The sequence below is a fragment of the Rossellomorea sp. FS2 genome (assembly GCF_047915635.1).
GTDB lineage: Bacteria > Bacillota > Bacilli > Bacillales > Bacillaceae_B > Rossellomorea > Rossellomorea marisflavi_A.
In genome coordinates this window covers 459786-475034 of sequence record NZ_JBLRVS010000004.1, presented here as the reverse complement: position 1 = coordinate 475034, position 15249 = coordinate 459786, and the positions used below count along the sequence as shown (strand labels likewise).

Genomic DNA, 15249 nt, shown 5'->3' with positions numbered 1-15249 from the left:
TGGTAAAGTTTGGGTATATGAAACAGAGGGGAGCGTGCATGATATGGTCTCATGGTTAGTTGCCGTCATGATCCCACTTGGACTCATCACCCTGGTTATCATCCGGAAGAGAAAGAAGCACCCGTCGACCCGGTTTATGATCTGGTGGATCGCTGCCGTCACGGTGTGGGGCGTGATCAGCATCAATCTGGTGCCTTGGTTGATTGGTAGAGTGCTATAGGTGGTGTGGGCGTAGATGGATCTAACGCTCTAGCAAATGAAAGAGGGGAAGGTGATAGGGTGAGTAACGAATCATCAACTGAAATATGAATATTCGTAACAAATTTCTGGCCTTCTTACTCGTGCCGACGATCATGTCAGCAGGAGCAGGCGTCCTTTATCTGGTCTACTCATTTGGAGATATCCACGGCCAGAGCGTTTTGGCCCTGATCGCGACACCTTTTCTTTACTGTGTGTTGTATCAACCCATCTTTGAGAAGGATGAATGTATGAATGTATATGGGACCGATGGAGACTTACGTTTAAAAGAGAAGCTCAAGAAACATAAAGGAACTTTGATGAAATATTGTATGGTCACGGCCATTACAGCTTTTTTTGCAATAAACATGCATTGAGGGAAGAACGTAAGGGTAGCTGGTATGGAACCTGTCATACTTTTACAAAGTATCCTATTAGTTAATGATTCCGAGACGATCATAAAGTCCAACATAGCTTTAGAGAATAGAAGGTGCTGACTTGAATTCGGAGGCAAAATTAGATGTACTGTCCAGGTGGAATAAAGTAACGGCATATGTAATCATCCCGGTAATCATTTCGATTATGTCAGTCACGATCTATAGTGGAATCGTCCTTTTTGAACCCAAGCTTGAAGTCGCCATTCTTATGGTGATGATTGTCTTTGGCATGTGTGATATCTACATGCCTATAAAAGAAAAACATGTTATGTTGAAGGTCTTTTATGAAGATGGACATTTAAACATGTACAAGAAACTAGCCACTAATAAAAGGATATTGATATCATACATCCACGCATTATTATTTCCCGTCTTGGTTGCGCTCCTCACACACTAATTGCATGAAAATAATCCTTGGGAAAAGCTGCGATCTTCATTATTTTTCTTCTGAATCCGGTAAATGGGCGGACTGTACGCATAGGTATAGGTTAAAAGAAAAATCCGAAAGAGGGGTCAACGCATGAACGAAACAGGAGGAAAGACATTCACGACGATTGTAGGCTGGGTGGCTGCGGTTGCGGCCATGTTGTTGGCGTCCATGGTGCTTGCGCTGGTTGCACTGGTGGCTGGGTTTATCCTCTGGCATCACTTCAGGGACCGGAAGATGGGGGGAGCCCTGATGATTGCTTCTGTTCTTAGTGTGGTGCTGGCATATGCGATCGGGTTTTTATTGGTTTATATATTGAGTGTGAGTTGATGCAGGGAGTAAGGGGGAGTAAGGGATGATTATTGAATTAGATCGAAGTGAGTTTCATACGTGTAAAGGGTTGATTCATGAACAGGGTCACTTGGAGGTCAAGGCGGTGCTTGAAAGGATCAATCCCGGCAGAGTGTTTGCCGATGACCCGCAGACCCCCACTACCGGACTAGTCTGGCTGGGGAATCATGATGGCTTCTTCTTCATCGGCAGTGAAACGAATGCTGCTTTCAATCAGGAGATCAATGGATATATTGACGAGGTGATCGGACCGGAAGCCAAGGCACAAGGCGTGCAGTCCTTTATCGGCATCGGTCACCATGAACGGTGGGAACCGGTGATAAGGGAAGTGTTTGGACATCGCGGGTTAGAGGTGTTTCAGCAAAAGGTGTATGGATTGGAAGCGGAGCATCTTCGTGATTCTGAGCCCGCCGCTCTGGAGAAAGGGTACCGATTGGTGAAACTCAGCAGGGATCTCTATGAGAATCGTGCCGGGGTCATCACCAATCCTGATTTCCTTCAGTCGAAGATCCTGGAGTTCTGGGCCACCCCGGAGGACTTCTTTCAGGAAGGGATGGGGTACGTGGTGATGCATCATGATGAAGTGGTGAGCCTGTGTTTTTCCGGCTTCCTCGCCGGTGATCAGCACACGATTGATATCGAGACCTTGGAGGAGCACCAAGGAAAAGGATTGGGGCTCGCCGTCGCCCATCGGGTAATTAACGAAGGGCTGGAACAGGGCCTGCGTCCATACTGGGACTGCATGGAAATCAATACGCCGTCCAATGCCATTGCGAGAAGACTTGGGTTGGTGAATGTGTTTGATTATAAAGTGTATCTGTTTTCCTTATAGATAGAAAAAAGGATCCGATATCAGCATCGGATCCCTTTACTTATTTCCACTCAAGAATACCTGTTAAATCGTCATACTCCGCATCCGGCTCTAGTCCGAGCTGCTCGGTGGGGACGTGGCCGCGGTTGATCCAAGCGGTGTGGAAGCCGAAGTTCTTGGCACCGGAGATGTCCCAGCCGTTGGAGGACATGAAGAGTACTTCTTCACGTTTCACGTCGAGCTCCTTGAGGGCATGGGTGTAGGCGGCGGGGGCGGGCTTGAACTGCTTGACGTCATCGACGCTCAGGACCGAGTCGAAATGGTGAGCGAGACCGGCGTTTTCGATCAGGCTGTCGAGCATGTGCTGCGTGCCGTTCGACAGGATGACAAGGTCCCTGTCCTTCAGCTCTTGGAGGACGCCCTCGACTTCAGAGTAGTGGGTGAGGTGCGTGTAGGCGTCGATCAATTCGTCTTCTGCTTCCGTCGTCCATTCGGCTCCGTTTTCCATGAGGGCATAGCGGAGGGACTCACGGGTGACTGTGACGAAGTCTTCGTATGTGCCCATCACTTGTCTCAGGAAGAAATAATCGAGCTGTTTTTTCCTCCACGATTGGCTGATGGCTTCGCCTTTGTCAGGGAAGTGTTTGTTGCACGTGTCCTGCACGGAATGGACGTCGAAGAGTGTGCCATAGACGTCGAATATGAATGCTTTGATGGTTGGTTTGGTCATGGGGATCGGCTCCTTTGAAGTGATGGGTTTATTTTTCCCTGTTTGGTTGGTAGTAAACAAAGTCGGGAACGGGATGAAGGATAGGGTGCAGGAGGAACATTCAGGCAACAATAGTCCGCGTAAGATTCAACAACCAAATTTACTTCTCACCCTTTTCTTCCGTGGAAAAGGTTTTTTTTCGTCGACCGTACCCATTTCGACAAGTCGAGCCTATATACAGAGTAGATACATATGTTGAAATGGGAGTGGTGTGGAAATGGAAGGTTGGAGTAAGTTTGAGAATGAGATCGTGGAGATGAATGTGTTCCATCATCAGGCGGATATGCGGATCTTCATCTGGCTGCTGACGCATGTGACGTTCAAGGCCGGGTTGCGCGTGGGGGAAGTGGAGTTGTCTTCGAGGCAGTATGTGACGTCGCTGAAGCAGCTTCAAAAGGATTTGTGGTTTTATGACGGCCGGAAGAAAGAGGTGTATTCCCTGTCCAGGATCCATCGATCCATCAAGCGCCTGGAGAAGGTGGGGATTCTGACGACTGAAGCGTTTGCCTATGGATTGATCGTCACGCTCCGTGCCCCTGAGCATTGGGGGGCTTCTTTGCGAAATGGACGTGAAATGGATGTGAAAGGGCTGCGAAATGAAGGTGAAAACATAAAGAAGATTGTAAAGAAAGAGAAGATTGTGAAGAGATTGATGAGTACGCGCAAGCTGCAGGCGGTGACGGACTTTTTCATCCTGAAGCGGGGGAAGGGGCTCAGCGTTTCACCTGCCGACTCCATGGCACTGGAACGACTGTGTGAAAAGGAATCCGAAGAGGAATTGATGGCGTTCATGGAGGCGTTATTTGCCGAGAAGGGGACGATCAACAGCGCCATCTACATCGAGAAGGTGTGGGAGTCACGGAAGGAACAGGGGGATACCGTGATGGCGAAGTTCCACGAATTGTTCGATGATGTGGTTCCGCACCATGACGCGTGATGAACTGGGGAAGGTGTTGGAGAGGATGCAGGCGGCCTATCCGAATCAGCCCTTATCGCGGTCGATGCTGGAGGTATGGGCAGAAGAGCTGAAGAGATGCACGTATGAACGGGTGCAACAAAGGCTGACGGTGCACATTCGTGAAAGCCGATTTTTACCGAGCGTAAGTGAATTGTACGAGGAGCCTGTCGAGGAGACGCGCCTGAAGGACATGATCTTGAGATGGGAAAAGGAAGGGGCGGAACGCATTGAACAGTGTAAGGGATATCGAGCAGTACCACCCTGGGAATGAGGAGAAGCTGCTGCGTCAGATCCTTGAGGCAGAAAGCATGATCCTTGGGGCCGTGCTTCTGGAGCCGGGTGTAATCGGGGACATCACCTTGGAGGAGAAGCATTTCAGCCAATGGCATAACCGGAGGATCTTCGCCGCCATGCGGGCGGTTGAGGAAAAGGGGCTGGATGTCAACCCGGTCACCCTTGTGGACGAGCTGCGGGAAGATGTGGAGCAGGTCGGCGGGGTGCAGTTCCTCTTGGAGCTTGCGGCCCATTGCCCGACGGCGGCGAATGTCGCCCACTTCGAATCCCTCGTCCTGAAGCAGTATGAGCTCGCCCTTATAAGGGACTCGGCCTATGAATTCCTCCGGGACTACACGCCGGAATCGGCCCATGATCTGTACAAGGCGCTTGCGAGCATGAAGCCCCATATGACGCATCAGGAAGAGTCGAAGAAGGAATTGATGGTGGAGCTCTATGAATCTCTCTATCATGAGCGGGAAGGATTGCCGGGTGTCGCGACGGGCTTCGAGTCCCTCGATGCCCTGACCGGGGGATGGAAGGAGGGTGAGCTCATCATCCTGGCGGCACGCCCGTCCATGGGGAAGACCGCGTTCGCGATCCAGCTCGCGTGGGAGTGCATCAAACAAGACGGCGTCGCCCTCACCTTTTCCCTGGAAATGTCGTCGCGTCAAGTCATGCAGCGCCTGCTCTCAAGCCTTACGGGCATCAATATGATGAAGTGGAATAACCCTTATAAGTACTTGACCGTCGACGAAATGCCCAAGATGCATGCAGCCCTTAACGACGTATACAAATCGGACTTCGAGCTGTCGCAAAATGGGATGATCACCCTCCAGGAGATGAGGCAGCAGATCCTCACCCTGAAACAGGAGCATCCCGACAAGCCGTTCCTCGTCCTCATCGACTACCTCCAGCTCATCACGGTGAAAGGCCGGTTCGACCGCCACGACCTCGCCATCGGCTACATCACCAAGGAGCTGAAGGGAATGGCCCGAGAATTCGGCATCCCGATCATCCTCCTCTCCCAGCTGTCACGGGGCGTAGAATCCAGGGAAGACAAACGCCCGCGCCTCACCGACCTCCGCGACTCCGGCAACATCGAGCAGGATGCCGACGTCGTCCTGTTCCTCTACCGTGATGACTACTATCACACCGACACGAAGAGCGGGAGGGAAGTGGAAATCAAGATCGCCAAGAATCGTAATGGTCCGGTGGGGACGGTGAAGGTGGAGTTTATGAAGGAATTTGGGCGGTTTGTGGGGAAAAAGGGAAGAACGATGAAGCACTAAAAGAGACCCTGAAAACAGGGCCGTAGCTAGTTGAAGCTATTGGCGAATTCCACCATCTCGCGTTGATTCGTGACAACCGGTTCACTGGTGTAGATGTCGTACGTGAGCCCGCCGCTGATAAATGACAGGGTGTGATGAGGCGGATCCTCCCTGTAAAATGCTTTGACACCGTCCTTCAGAGTGACAACAACCGCATGGCTCTTGTTGAGGGATGGCCGGCTGCCGATGGTGACCCGGATATGGGCATGGTTGACCGTGTTGAACCACTGGAGGGTCAGTGTGTCAGGGGAGGCTTTCCCCAGTGCAATCGTGGCGTGAAATGGGGGACGGGGGAGCTTGACCTCCATCTGTTGCTGATCTTCGAACGCAGCAACGGCATCCTCGATCCCTATGTATCCGTCTTCCCGCATGTCTTCGAGCAGAGCCTGTTCCGGCATGGATCCTCCTGCAATAGTATGAGGATGGATGAAACCTAATAAAATGAAGAGAACATACCATGATTTCATTTGTCATACCTCGTCCCTTTTTTCGTATAGGATGTCTCCTCTCCATAAAAAAATACGCCCTGCTAATGGGGCGTATGGTTGATTAATCAAGTGAAAGGCCGGAAGCCTTCAACACGTTCTTCTTATACATCTCTTTGACGGCCAGGGGCATCTTGCGTTCGTTCACCCATTCGTCTTTGAGCATCAGATATTCTTTGCGCATCTCTTCAGGAAGGACCACCTCATAGAGATCGCTCAGGCGCGTGACCTTCAAGGCTGCCATGATGGAAAAGAGCTGAGTTTTATTAATGGAGGTTCCCTTTCCATTAACGATTTCAGAAATCGTTCCGACCCTCATCCCCGTCATCTCGGCCAGCTGCTTCTGGGTGACTCCCCGCTCTTTTAACAGCTCATCAAGCTTCACCACAAAGTGAGCCCCGCTCAGTTCCATCGCCGTATCCACCACGACACTGTTCATCATGCTGTGGCCGCCTTCGATCAATGTATCCACTTCAATCTTCTTCATTTCTTCTGTCTCTCCAATCGATGTTCAATTCCCTTTGCCGGAGCTTATCATACCAATAGACTCCTGAATATGCCACTGATGGGATTGAAGGGAGGGGGGGATACAATTTTTGTCAATAGGTGTATAGTGGAGGAAAACGAAAAAGGAGAGGGGGCAAAACATGTTCTTCAGAAAGATGACGGAGGAAGAAAAGAGGAATTCAACAAAAGCGAGTGGGACTGCCTTCTCCATTTTATTGATCGTTCTGTTGGGGCATTCCGTTTATTCGTATGTAAAGACGTCCGAGACAGGGGCTTCATTCACGATCATGCTGGTGGGGGCGGCGGTGTTTTTTGGGAGTGATTTTCTTTATAATATGCGATCTAAGTGGCGAAATAGAGACGGAATGAACGATAGAAGGTGATGACATAGCAGAGAATTTGGATGGGGATGGAAATGTGGGCAATCAGAGAAGGGGTTGGAATGTTTTATCTATATAAAAAGAGCCTTCATGTAAAAATAGATGGGCTCTTTTTTCCCTCAGCTTATATCCCTTTCTCGATACCTGATATACTCCGCCAACACCAAAGCACCAATTAGGGCTCCTGGAATAGAAAGCGTAAGAATCCTGCGGTGCCAGTTCAGGTTATGCCTCATAACGAGACCTGAAGCGAGTAATGTAATCAAGAATGTTTTCACAGTCGATCTCCTTTCAGTTTATACATGAATGTCCTCTTAGTGTCAGTCAGTTTCTTGTTTGTATTCAGGCAACAGCAAAAGCCACCCGACAATAGGTGGCTTTACGTTATCTTCTTAAGGCAAATATCTGGGATCCAGCCTTCCTCACCGGTGTCCCTGCGGCAGAAGGTCCATTCATTCAGTTGACGCAAACCGGTCAACGTTTCTCCTGCCTCCACCGTGAGTTCATGGGCTGAATAGTCCTCGGATACCGTAGCGAAGTGGGGTCGTTTATCCTGCGAAAGGATTTGTTTCGGTACCCACCCCTTCTTTCCTGATGGGGAGGTACAGAAGATCCAGTTGGGGTACTCGGTGTCTTCCTTTCCATAGATGACCTTGTCCCCAGTTTTTAACGTAATGGGATCCGGATAGGTGGAGTGGTTTGGCTTGATGACGACGTATTGGTTCATGCTTAGACTCCTTTCATGGTTAGCCAAAAAGGCTCCCCATCACCAAGATGCATCCAGTGATCAGTATAAGAATTGCTGATAACAGGATCGTTGTCATGCTTTTTGCGTAGGTCCTGCCATTGTCCACCCTGGATAGTCCAGCAAATCCGGCAAGGAAGGAGAGGAGGGTAAGAACAAGGACGATGGATAATGGGTGGATATGGAGCTTGTATTCTGTAAAGGTGACGATCATGGATGATGAAGTGGCAAGGAAGAACAGGGAGATGCAGATAAGGGTGGCGATAAAGGACGCGTTGTTAAGAGTTTGGTTCATTGAGCCTCCTAGTTTTGTTTTAGAATATATTACCACATTTGAGGATTCCGGTGGACAAAAAACGCCATCTCCCTGTCTCAGGAAGATGGCGTTTTTTATAGATGAAGGTGTCAAGGCGCTTCATCTTCTTTCACATACTCCAGAATATCCCCGGGCTGACAGTCCAGCGCTTTGCAGATCGCTTCAAGGGTGGAAAGACGGATGGCTTTGGCTTTCCCATTCTTCAGGATGGAAAGGTTGGCCATGGTGATACCGACTCTCTCGGACAGCTCCGTGACACTCATCTTCCGTTTGGCCAGCATGACGTCGATATGAATGATGATTCCCATCGTATCCTCCTCACACCGTCAAATCATTTTCAGTTTTAATGAAAATGGCTTCACGTAATAATTTTTGGAGGACGGCAGCGAATACCGCGATGACGAGGGAGGCGAAGATCGGGACGAGCCCAACGAGGATCAGACCCGGTGCATCATCCTTGTCAGCGACCATGAAGACGAACGGGAACGCGGCAACGTAGAGAACGCTGACCGTGAGAGCATACCGTTTGATCTTCTTCAGGATCGTCACGGAGCGAGCGGAGAACGCCTCTTGGCGATCGATGAGCCCAAGGAGCGAATAGGATTGGACCAGTGCCATGATGAAAGGGATCACGGTGATATAGATCAGCACAACGGCTGGATAGAGTAATGGTGCGTACTCCGGATCAGCTGGGTTCCGGACCAATTGGACGGCCCCTGCGACGCAAATAGCGAGGACGGGGATGCCCATGCAGAACAGAACGACCTTGAGGAATAGTGTTGAGCCTTGTTTCATGTAGGTCACCTCTTATGGTTTCTTATAGATGAATGTATCATCTTATTTATTGATTTACAATAAAATATTATTATGAATTAATATAATTTATGAAAAAAGAGGAGAAGTATTAATTTAAGCCTAAGGAAATGTGTTCGTTTTGATCAAATAAAAAACATTTTATGTTCAAAATAAACAAATAAACTTGACTATTTTGTTCGTTTCGAACATAATGAAATCAAGATAACGAAATGGAGGTGAAGTTCTTGATACCTGAAGAACGGCATTCCATCATCATCGAAAAGCTCCAGCAGACTGGGAAGGTCGAGTTGGAAGAGCTATTGGACAATATCGGAGTATCGGCCATGACGATCCGAAGGGATCTTGCCTTTCTAGAAAAGGAAGGGAAGTTGATCCGGACGCATGGGGGCGCGGTATTACCGGACCCGATCATAGCGGAAACACCGTATATGTGGAAGGAAAGCAAGAACATTGAGTACAAACGGGAGATCGCAACCAAAGCGATCCCACTTATAAAACCGGGTTCGTCCTTGTTCCTTGATTCCGGGACGACAACCTTGGAAATTGCGAAGCAAATTAAAGAAATCGAAGGGCTGACGATCATCACCAATGATATCCGTATTGCCTTTGAACTTCTTGAAGCGAAATCCAAAGTGATGGTGACCGGGGGAGAGCTGCAGTCAGAAGTGGGAGCGCTCTTCGGACCATCTGCACAGGAATTCCTCCAGGGTGTTCATGTAGATCTGTTCTTCCTAGGGGCCCACGCCGTTGAGGAACAAGCTGGTGTCACCGCACCTACCTATGAGAAAGCGGCTATCAAGAAAGCGATGCTGGCTTCAGCACAGCAAACCTGGCTTGTGGCGGATTCGAGTAAATTCCAGCATAAGTCATTTGCCAAGGTATGCGGGATCTCAGATCTGGCAGGCATGATCGTCGATGAGGGAATCAATCCTGAAACGCGGAACAGGTATTCCAACATGGTGGAAGTCATATAGCAGCACAGAGGGGGCAGTGATTATGAAGATTGGCGTTATAGCAGATGATTTAACTGGAGCGAACGCAACCGGCGTCCGCCTTACGAAGACGGGCTTCCCGGCTTCGACGATTGTGTATGATCGGGAAATCATAGCGGATGCTGGTGTAGAGGCGGTTTGCATCGATACCGACAGCCGATACGCCCCGGATGAGGTGATCGACCGACGGCTCAACCGGGCAATGGACGAGCTGGAACGATGGGGAGCAGGCATTCTATGTAAGCGGATCGACAGTACGGTCAGGGGGAAGATCGGGTACGAGATCGACACGATGCTGAGTCGGTTAGGTGAGGACACGATCGGCATCGTGGTCGCTTCCTTCCCGAGCTCAGGAAGGATCACATCCGGTGGTTACCTTCTTGTCGATGGTGTACCCGTGCAAGAGACCGATGTGGCAAAAGATCCTGTCATGCCGATCACCCAGTCTTACGTACCAGGCTTGATTCAAAAGCAGAGTGAAAATAAAGTAAGCCACGTTGGTCTTGAAACCGTATTGGCAGGCAAACAGAAAATTGTAAGCGCTATAAAAGAACAGGTTGATAAGGGTACCCGTATTCTTGTGTTCGATGCTGTCACCGATGAGGAAATCGAAGCAATTGCCGAAGCAATGGCAGAAATCACAGATCGCCGATTGATTCCCATCGATCCGGGTCCGCTAACGGCAGCCTATGCACGGTCTGCACACCATCGAATGGTCGATTCGAAGAAAATCGTCGTGACCATCGGAAGTGTCACCACCCATACGGGAAGACAGATCAATTATTTGATTGATAAAACCAATACCTCGCCGGTGTTCGTGGACGCTGCGAAACTTGCAACATTCTCTGAATCATGGGAGACAGAGATCGAGCGGGCGACGGCGGAAGCGTTGGAGCGCATCGATCAAGAAACGGTCCTTCTCATAACGACCTATTCAACCAATCCGAAGATCCTCGACCTGCGTACGCTGGCCCTGGAAGAAGGAGTCAGTCAGGATGCACTTGCCAAGAGGATCTCCGATGGCTTGGCGAAGATCAGCCGAGTCGTGATCGAGAAGAGAAGGAACGACATTCAAGGCTGCTTCTCCAGTGGGGGAGACGTCACAGCATCTCTATGTGCCATCAGCCGTGCAGGCGGTATTCGCCTGGAGGATGAAGTGTTGCCGCTTGCCGCATATGGATCTTTCATCGGAGGTCATCTCGACGGATTGCCTGTCGTGACCAAAGGCGGCATGATCGGGGATAAAAAAGCCATTTATACAAGTGTGAAATACTTAATGACCAAAAACACAAAGAGGAGTGTTCAACTATGAATGAAAAAGCAATCATCGCCATCCCAATGGGAGATCCTGCAGGGATCGGTCCGGAAATCACAGTTAAATCACTGGCATCAGAAAAAATTTACGAAGAGTGTAAGCCGGTTGTCGTAGGGGATGCGTCGGTCCTAAAAAAGGCCATCGCCATTACCCAAACAGGACTCGAGATCAATACGATCGAAAACCCTGAAGATGGAAAGTTCGAACATGGAACAATCGATGTCATTGACCTTCAAAACATCAATATTGAAGAGATGAAGTATGGAGAAGTGCAAGCTCAGTGCGGAAAGGCTGCATTTGAATATATCCAACATACGGTCAAGCTTGCGACAGAAGGATCGGTTCAGGCAATGGCAACGACTCCAATCAATAAAGAGTCACTTAAAGCGGCAAAAGTTCCTTATATCGGTCACACTGAAATGCTAGAATCACTGACGAATACAAAAGATCCCCTCACGATGTTCCAAGTGCGGAACATGAGGATCTTCTTCCTTACGCGCCATCTTTCATTGAAGGATGCCATTGATCAGATGACAAAAGAGCGTGTGAAAGATTACTTGATCCGCTGTGACAAAGCCCTTCAACGTCTTGGCGTAGAAAAGCGCCACTTCGCCGTTGCCGGTTTGAACCCACATAGTGGTGAAAATGGATTGTTCGGCATGGAGGAAGTAAACGAAATCAAGCCGGGAATCGAAGCTGCCGTTGCAGAAGGAATCAGCGCAGTCGGCCCGGTACCTGCTGACTCTGTCTTCTTCCAAGCTCTTCAAGGCAAATACGATGCAGTTCTATCACTCTATCACGATCAAGGGCATATCGCGGCGAAGATGACGGACTTCCACAAAACCATCTCGATCACCAACGGTCTTCCGTTCCTGCGCACGTCCGTTGATCACGGTACGGCCTTTGATATCGCTGGAAAAAACATTGCCTCAAGCGAGAGCATGGAAGAATGTATCCACCTGGCAGCTCAGTATGCACCGAGCTTCACACGGGAGACAATGGCTTAAAAAAGGGGTTGAGGGTCATGGGCAGGAGAGTTCCTGCCTTTGACTCAATAAAAATATAGGACGAACAAGGGGGACTTGGATATGGAAGCAACTGCTATGCAAATGATCGGTGGTTTGGTTGTCGGAGTCATTTTACTCATCTTTTTTGTCGTGAAAACCAAGATTCACGCATTCCTTGCGCTGATTATATCCGCATCCGTGACTGGGATCATCGGAGGGATGGCACCTGACAAGGTTGTAGGGGAGATATCGACCGGATTTGGAACGACCCTGGGCTCGATCGGTGTGGTCATCGGTTTTGGTGTCATGATGGGGAAAATCCTCGAGCTGTCGGGTGCTGCTGAACGATTGGCATACAGCTTGGTGAAGACATTAGGAAAGAAGAAGGAAGAGTGGGCCATGGCGGCAGCGGGTTATCTGATTTCCATCCCGATCTTTGTAGACTCTGCCTTCGTTATCTTAAACCCTTTAGTTAAAGCGCTTTCAAGAAAAACGGGTAAATCCGTCGTCGGACTTGGAGTGGCTCTTGGTGTAGGTCTCGTTGCGACCCACCATGCGGTTCCACCGACACCGGGTCCATTGGGGGTAGCGGGGATCTTCGGTGTTGATATCGGGATGATGATTCTTTCTGGATTGGTTTTTGGACTGGGTATTGTAATTGTAGGAGTGTTTTATGCGAAGTGGATCGGGAAGAAAATTTATCAGTTGCCTGCTGAAGAAGGAGATGAGTTCATCCGGCCTTCCAAGCAAGAAGCGTATATTGAATTCTTGGAGCTTGAATCGGAAAGGACGAAGGATCTCCCATCTTTGACAAAGTCACTGATGCCGATTGTTTTCCCGATTCTATTAATCTTCTTTAATACGACACTGACGGCCTTGGCAGACGCGGGGACGGTGAGCGTTAACGCACAGCTATTATCGTATATTAAGTTCTTCGGTAACCCTGTGATCGCTGTAGGAATCGGTCTGATCATTGCCATCTACACCTTGACCAACAATATGAAACGCCTGGATACATTGGATCGTATGGAAGAAGGAATTAAATCATCTGGAATCATCCTTCTCGTTACCGGAGCCGGTGGAGCACTAGGAAACATCCTTCGTGCAAGTGGATCTGGAGATTATATCGCTGAGCAAATCTCTCAATTGGCTCTGCCTGCCATCCTCGTGCCGTTCCTGATTGCTACGATTGTAAGACTTGTTCAGGGAAGTGGGACGGTTGCGATGATTACCGCAGCATCCATCTCCGCACCGATCATTGCCCAGCTTGATGTGAACCTTGTCTTGGCTGCTCAAGCATGTGCCCTTGGTGCGATGATCTTCTCCTACTTCAATGACAGCTTGTTCTGGGTATTGAATAGAATGCTAGGAATCAAAAACGTAAAGGAACAGATCCTTGTCTGGTCGGTTCCAACCACCCTCGCATGGGGTGTATCCCTCGTCATGCTATTGGTAGCTGACTTCATCTTCTGATCTATACAACGAAAACCGGATCGAACTCCATTTGATCCGGTTTTTTAGATTGTATTCAAGATCAATACCACCCCCACGATGCACATCACCCAGCTCAGAGCCGAATTCGAATGCTCCGCAAGCTTCAGCCTCAGTTTCTCCAAAGGTGCCTCCAGCCACTTTCCCATCAAGCGATATGCGATGAAGATCAATACCGCAGGCAGAACCATGATGAAGGTATAAATGATCAGGGTGGGGAGCCAGAGATACAGGGGGATTCCTTCAGACGTCATGAGCCCGATGGCCGCGAAATAAGGGAATGCGGTGCCGGCTTCGATGACGAAGGTGGTGAGGCCGATGATGGTGATCGACAGGAGGCTTTCCGTTTTCGGCAGCGGGATGGTGCGCTTCTTGTTGGTGGGGATGAAGAAGCTTGCGATGAAGAGGATCACGCCGATGGCGAACAGGGTCCTGCTGACGATGACATGCTCGGTCAGTGAGCTGAAGGCGTCGAGTATGGATGTGAAGCCGAGCATCATGATGATGCCGAGGACCACGTAAAGGATGGCCACGGTGGACAGGTAGACGAAGAGACGCGATGCTGTCCTTGGTTGATTGCCTAAAAGCAGATAAAGGGTGACGCCGATGATCGTCGGGCTCAGGGTGTCGAGGAGGGCCAGGCCGCCGAGGTAGAGGAGGAGTTCAGTTCCCATCCGGTTCCTCCAGATAGAGATCGTACGCTTCGGCCATCAGCTCGAGGACGTCCTGATCGACGGGATAGAGGCGGTGTTCTTCGGATTTCTCGGGGCACATGCGGATCTCCCAGAGCTGGTCGAGGAACGCATCTTCGCCGTCGAAGTCCAGTGCGCGCTTCTCGTCCATGCGGCGGATGATGCTCTGGATCCTGGGGTGGGATGGACCAAGGTCCATATACTTCTTGAGCTGGCCGAGGAGGGCGATCCACTCGAGGGAATCGGGGTCGGTGCTGTTCATATTCGGCAGGCGCTCAAGTACGCGTTCGTCATGCACATCCCAGTCATCCCGCGACTTCAGGAGGGAGTCCTTCTTGCCCCTGGCATACAGGCTCATGATCTTCGAGATTTGGAATTCCTCCCCGTCAATCGCGAGGCCGTTCATAAGCTCGCGCAGGGATTTCTCAATATCGGACAATCTGTCCTTTTCATTGAGGACATACGACAGCTGTTTCTTCAGGCTCTCGGCCCAGTCCCACTCCTTCGACTCGAGGATCTCCCCGATTTCCGCCAGCTGAAAGCCGATCGACTTCAGGAACTGGATCTGTTGAAGCTTTTTCAGTTCCGCCGATGTATAGAGACGGTGTCCGCCGTCCGTCTTCCCTGCAGGAATCAGCAGGCCGATCTGATCATAATAGCGTAGCGTCCGCACCGACACCCCGCTCATCTTCTTTACGTCATTGATATGGAGCACCCTCATCATTCCTCTCTATCCTTCGTCGCCATACCGGATTTCAACACGTACCCCAAACCGAGTCCGACAAGCACCCCTGGAATCGCCGCATCGAATACGAGCCCGATCCCGGCGCCGGCGATGACACATCCGTATATCACCATATCTTCTTTCTTCATTCCGAATCTCCTCCTTTTTTTCAGTATAAAAGATGA

The 15249-nt window shown here is 49.9% G+C and carries 22 protein-coding genes; 12 read left to right on the top strand and 10 right to left on the bottom strand.

Translation table 11 applies throughout. The features are described 5' to 3' along the window. Positions 1-43: 43 nt before the first annotated feature. From ACNA6I_RS13200 to ACNA6I_RS13185, 4 genes are all read left to right on the top strand, one after another. Positions 44-220 carry a hypothetical protein gene (locus ACNA6I_RS13200; protein ID WP_251526164.1) on the top strand — a complete coding sequence of 59 codons (177 nt, stop codon included), beginning with the start codon at positions 44-46 and terminating at the stop codon, positions 218-220. An 85-nt stretch (positions 221-305) separates the two neighbouring features. Continuing rightward, positions 306-614, top strand: coding sequence for a hypothetical protein (locus ACNA6I_RS13195; RefSeq protein WP_416313486.1), 309 nt, complete (start codon positions 306-308; stop codon positions 612-614). A gap of 580 nt (positions 615-1194) precedes the next feature. After that, the gene (locus tag ACNA6I_RS13190; RefSeq protein WP_416313485.1) at positions 1195-1431 is read left to right on the top strand and encodes a hypothetical protein; all 237 of its coding nucleotides are present in this window, start codon (positions 1195-1197) and stop codon (positions 1429-1431) included. Positions 1432-1456: 25 nt separating this feature from the next. After that, positions 1457-2284, top strand: coding sequence for a GNAT family N-acetyltransferase (locus tag ACNA6I_RS13185; protein ID WP_416313484.1), 828 nt, complete (start codon positions 1457-1459; stop codon positions 2282-2284). Positions 2285-2324: 40 nt separating this feature from the next. On the opposite strand, the gene ACNA6I_RS13180 is transcribed toward ACNA6I_RS13185, so the two are convergent. Then, on the bottom strand, positions 2325-2993 hold the full coding sequence (locus ACNA6I_RS13180; RefSeq protein ID WP_416313483.1) for a haloacid dehalogenase type II: 669 nt from the start codon (positions 2991-2993) through the stop codon (positions 2325-2327). 256 nt (positions 2994-3249) lie between these two features. Here ACNA6I_RS13180 and ACNA6I_RS13175 point away from each other — a divergent pair, with 256 nt between their 5' ends. Genes ACNA6I_RS13175 through ACNA6I_RS13165 form a run of 3 tightly spaced genes read left to right on the top strand, consistent with a single transcriptional unit; the run spans position 3250 to position 5555 of the window. Next, positions 3250-3969, top strand: coding sequence for a hypothetical protein (locus ACNA6I_RS13175; RefSeq protein WP_416313482.1), 720 nt, complete (start codon positions 3250-3252; stop codon positions 3967-3969). Continuing rightward, complete coding sequence (locus tag ACNA6I_RS13170) at positions 3959-4261, top strand: hypothetical protein (RefSeq protein ID WP_416313481.1); 303 nt, start codon at positions 3959-3961, stop codon at positions 4259-4261. The genes ACNA6I_RS13175 and ACNA6I_RS13170 overlap by 11 nt, the downstream gene beginning before the upstream one ends. After that, on the top strand, positions 4218-5555 hold the full coding sequence (locus ACNA6I_RS13165; RefSeq protein ID WP_416313480.1) for a replicative DNA helicase: 1338 nt from the start codon (positions 4218-4220) through the stop codon (positions 5553-5555). Before ACNA6I_RS13170 ends, ACNA6I_RS13165 begins: the two co-directional genes overlap by 44 nt. 26 nt (positions 5556-5581) lie before the next feature. Here the strand turns inward: ACNA6I_RS13165 and ACNA6I_RS13160 are convergent, their stop codons facing one another. Next, a complete protein-coding gene (locus ACNA6I_RS13160) occupies positions 5582-6061 on the bottom strand; it encodes a hypothetical protein (RefSeq protein ID WP_416313479.1) in 480 nt (159 codons plus the stop codon). Positions 6062-6143: 82 nt separating this feature from the next. Continuing rightward, on the bottom strand, positions 6144-6566 hold the full coding sequence (locus ACNA6I_RS13155) for a helix-turn-helix domain-containing protein (RefSeq protein ID WP_416313478.1): 423 nt from the start codon (positions 6564-6566) through the stop codon (positions 6144-6146). A 160-nt stretch (positions 6567-6726) separates the two neighbouring features. Between ACNA6I_RS13155 and ACNA6I_RS13150 the strand changes: the two genes are divergently transcribed. Next, positions 6727-6969: a hypothetical protein gene (locus tag ACNA6I_RS13150; protein ID WP_416313477.1), complete on the top strand. Its 243-nt coding sequence runs from the start codon at positions 6727-6729 to the stop codon at positions 6967-6969. 376 nt (positions 6970-7345) lie between these two features. On the opposite strand, the gene ACNA6I_RS13145 is transcribed toward ACNA6I_RS13150, so the two are convergent. The 4 genes from ACNA6I_RS13145 to ACNA6I_RS13130 all read right to left on the bottom strand — a co-directional run bounded on the left by ACNA6I_RS13145 (position 7346) and on the right by ACNA6I_RS13130 (position 8822). Beyond that, positions 7346-7693, bottom strand: coding sequence for an SH3 domain-containing protein (locus tag ACNA6I_RS13145; protein ID WP_416313476.1), 348 nt, complete (start codon positions 7691-7693; stop codon positions 7346-7348). Positions 7694-7712: 19 nt separating this feature from the next. Next, complete coding sequence (locus tag ACNA6I_RS13140; RefSeq protein WP_416313475.1) at positions 7713-8006, bottom strand: hypothetical protein; 294 nt, start codon at positions 8004-8006, stop codon at positions 7713-7715. A 110-nt stretch (positions 8007-8116) separates the two neighbouring features. Beyond that, positions 8117-8335: a helix-turn-helix domain-containing protein gene (locus tag ACNA6I_RS13135; protein ID WP_063190886.1), complete on the bottom strand. Its 219-nt coding sequence runs from the start codon at positions 8333-8335 to the stop codon at positions 8117-8119. A 10-nt stretch (positions 8336-8345) separates the two neighbouring features. After that, positions 8346-8822, bottom strand: coding sequence for a DUF2975 domain-containing protein (locus ACNA6I_RS13130; RefSeq protein WP_416313474.1), 477 nt, complete (start codon positions 8820-8822; stop codon positions 8346-8348). 236 nt (positions 8823-9058) lie between these two features. Between ACNA6I_RS13130 and ACNA6I_RS13125 the strand changes: the two genes are divergently transcribed. The 4 genes from ACNA6I_RS13125 (at position 9059) to ACNA6I_RS13110 (ending at position 13630) form a co-directional block, all read left to right on the top strand. Then, positions 9059-9817, top strand: a complete 759-nt coding sequence (locus ACNA6I_RS13125) for a DeoR/GlpR family DNA-binding transcription regulator (protein ID WP_349665690.1) — start codon at positions 9059-9061, stop codon at positions 9815-9817. A gap of 22 nt (positions 9818-9839) precedes the next feature. Next, entirely contained in the window at positions 9840-11147 is a 1308-nt protein-coding gene (locus tag ACNA6I_RS13120) for a four-carbon acid sugar kinase family protein (protein WP_367259202.1), read from the top strand. Continuing rightward, entirely contained in the window at positions 11144-12157 is a 1014-nt protein-coding gene (gene pdxA / locus ACNA6I_RS13115) for a 4-hydroxythreonine-4-phosphate dehydrogenase PdxA (RefSeq protein WP_367259203.1), read from the top strand. Before ACNA6I_RS13120 ends, pdxA begins: the two co-directional genes overlap by 4 nt. Before the next feature lie 81 nt (positions 12158-12238). Further along, positions 12239-13630, top strand: coding sequence for a GntP family permease (locus tag ACNA6I_RS13110; RefSeq protein ID WP_416313473.1), 1392 nt, complete (start codon positions 12239-12241; stop codon positions 13628-13630). Positions 13631-13674: 44 nt separating this feature from the next. Here the strand turns inward: ACNA6I_RS13110 and ACNA6I_RS13105 are convergent, their stop codons facing one another. The 3 genes from ACNA6I_RS13105 to ACNA6I_RS13095 are packed head-to-tail and all read right to left on the bottom strand — an operon-like array spanning position 13675 to position 15213. Continuing rightward, a complete protein-coding gene (locus tag ACNA6I_RS13105; RefSeq protein WP_416313472.1) occupies positions 13675-14322 on the bottom strand; it encodes a GAP family protein in 648 nt (215 codons plus the stop codon). Further along, the gene (locus ACNA6I_RS13100; protein ID WP_416313765.1) at positions 14312-15055 is read right to left on the bottom strand and encodes a MerR family transcriptional regulator; all 744 of its coding nucleotides are present in this window, start codon (positions 15053-15055) and stop codon (positions 14312-14314) included. Before ACNA6I_RS13100 ends, ACNA6I_RS13105 begins: the two co-directional genes overlap by 11 nt. Positions 15056-15060: 5 nt before the next feature. Further along, positions 15061-15213 carry a hypothetical protein gene (locus ACNA6I_RS13095; RefSeq protein ID WP_053428394.1) on the bottom strand — a complete coding sequence of 51 codons (153 nt, stop codon included), beginning with the start codon at positions 15211-15213 and terminating at the stop codon, positions 15061-15063. Positions 15214-15249: the final 36 nt, after the last annotated feature.

Bases quoted from the DNA above. Each gene is read 5' to 3' on its own strand.
- ACNA6I_RS13095 (WP_053428394.1), bottom strand. From the start codon at position 15,213: ATGAAGAAAGAAGATATGGTGATATACGGATGTGTCATCGCCGGCGCC.
- pdxA (WP_367259203.1), top strand. From the start codon at position 11,144: ATGAATGAAAAAGCAATCATCGCCATCCCAATGGGAGATCCTGCAGGG.
- ACNA6I_RS13200 (WP_251526164.1), top strand. From the start codon at position 44: ATGGTCTCATGGTTAGTTGCCGTCATGATCCCACTTGGACTCATCACC.
- ACNA6I_RS13185 (WP_416313484.1), top strand. From the start codon at position 1,457: ATGATTATTGAATTAGATCGAAGTGAGTTTCATACGTGTAAAGGGTTG.
- ACNA6I_RS13180 (WP_416313483.1), bottom strand. From the start codon at position 2,993: ATGACCAAACCAACCATCAAAGCATTCATATTCGACGTCTATGGCACA.
- ACNA6I_RS13170 (WP_416313481.1), top strand. From the start codon at position 3,959: ATGACGCGTGATGAACTGGGGAAGGTGTTGGAGAGGATGCAGGCGGCC.
- ACNA6I_RS13130 (WP_416313474.1), bottom strand. From the start codon at position 8,822: ATGAAACAAGGCTCAACACTATTCCTCAAGGTCGTTCTGTTCTGCATG.
- ACNA6I_RS13135 (WP_063190886.1), bottom strand. From the start codon at position 8,335: ATGGGAATCATCATTCATATCGACGTCATGCTGGCCAAACGGAAGATG.
- ACNA6I_RS13155 (WP_416313478.1), bottom strand. From the start codon at position 6,566: ATGAAGAAGATTGAAGTGGATACATTGATCGAAGGCGGCCACAGCATG.
- ACNA6I_RS13145 (WP_416313476.1), bottom strand. From the start codon at position 7,693: ATGAACCAATACGTCGTCATCAAGCCAAACCACTCCACCTATCCGGAT.
- ACNA6I_RS13160 (WP_416313479.1), bottom strand. From the start codon at position 6,061: ATGAAATCATGGTATGTTCTCTTCATTTTATTAGGTTTCATCCATCCT.
- ACNA6I_RS13110 (WP_416313473.1), top strand. From the start codon at position 12,239: ATGGAAGCAACTGCTATGCAAATGATCGGTGGTTTGGTTGTCGGAGTC.
- ACNA6I_RS13175 (WP_416313482.1), top strand. From the start codon at position 3,250: ATGGAAGGTTGGAGTAAGTTTGAGAATGAGATCGTGGAGATGAATGTG.
- ACNA6I_RS13140 (WP_416313475.1), bottom strand. From the start codon at position 8,006: ATGAACCAAACTCTTAACAACGCGTCCTTTATCGCCACCCTTATCTGC.
- ACNA6I_RS13190 (WP_416313485.1), top strand. From the start codon at position 1,195: ATGAACGAAACAGGAGGAAAGACATTCACGACGATTGTAGGCTGGGTG.
- ACNA6I_RS13150 (WP_416313477.1), top strand. From the start codon at position 6,727: ATGTTCTTCAGAAAGATGACGGAGGAAGAAAAGAGGAATTCAACAAAA.
- ACNA6I_RS13120 (WP_367259202.1), top strand. From the start codon at position 9,840: ATGAAGATTGGCGTTATAGCAGATGATTTAACTGGAGCGAACGCAACC.
- ACNA6I_RS13105 (WP_416313472.1), bottom strand. From the start codon at position 14,322: ATGGGAACTGAACTCCTCCTCTACCTCGGCGGCCTGGCCCTCCTCGAC.
- ACNA6I_RS13195 (WP_416313486.1), top strand. From the start codon at position 306: ATGAATATTCGTAACAAATTTCTGGCCTTCTTACTCGTGCCGACGATC.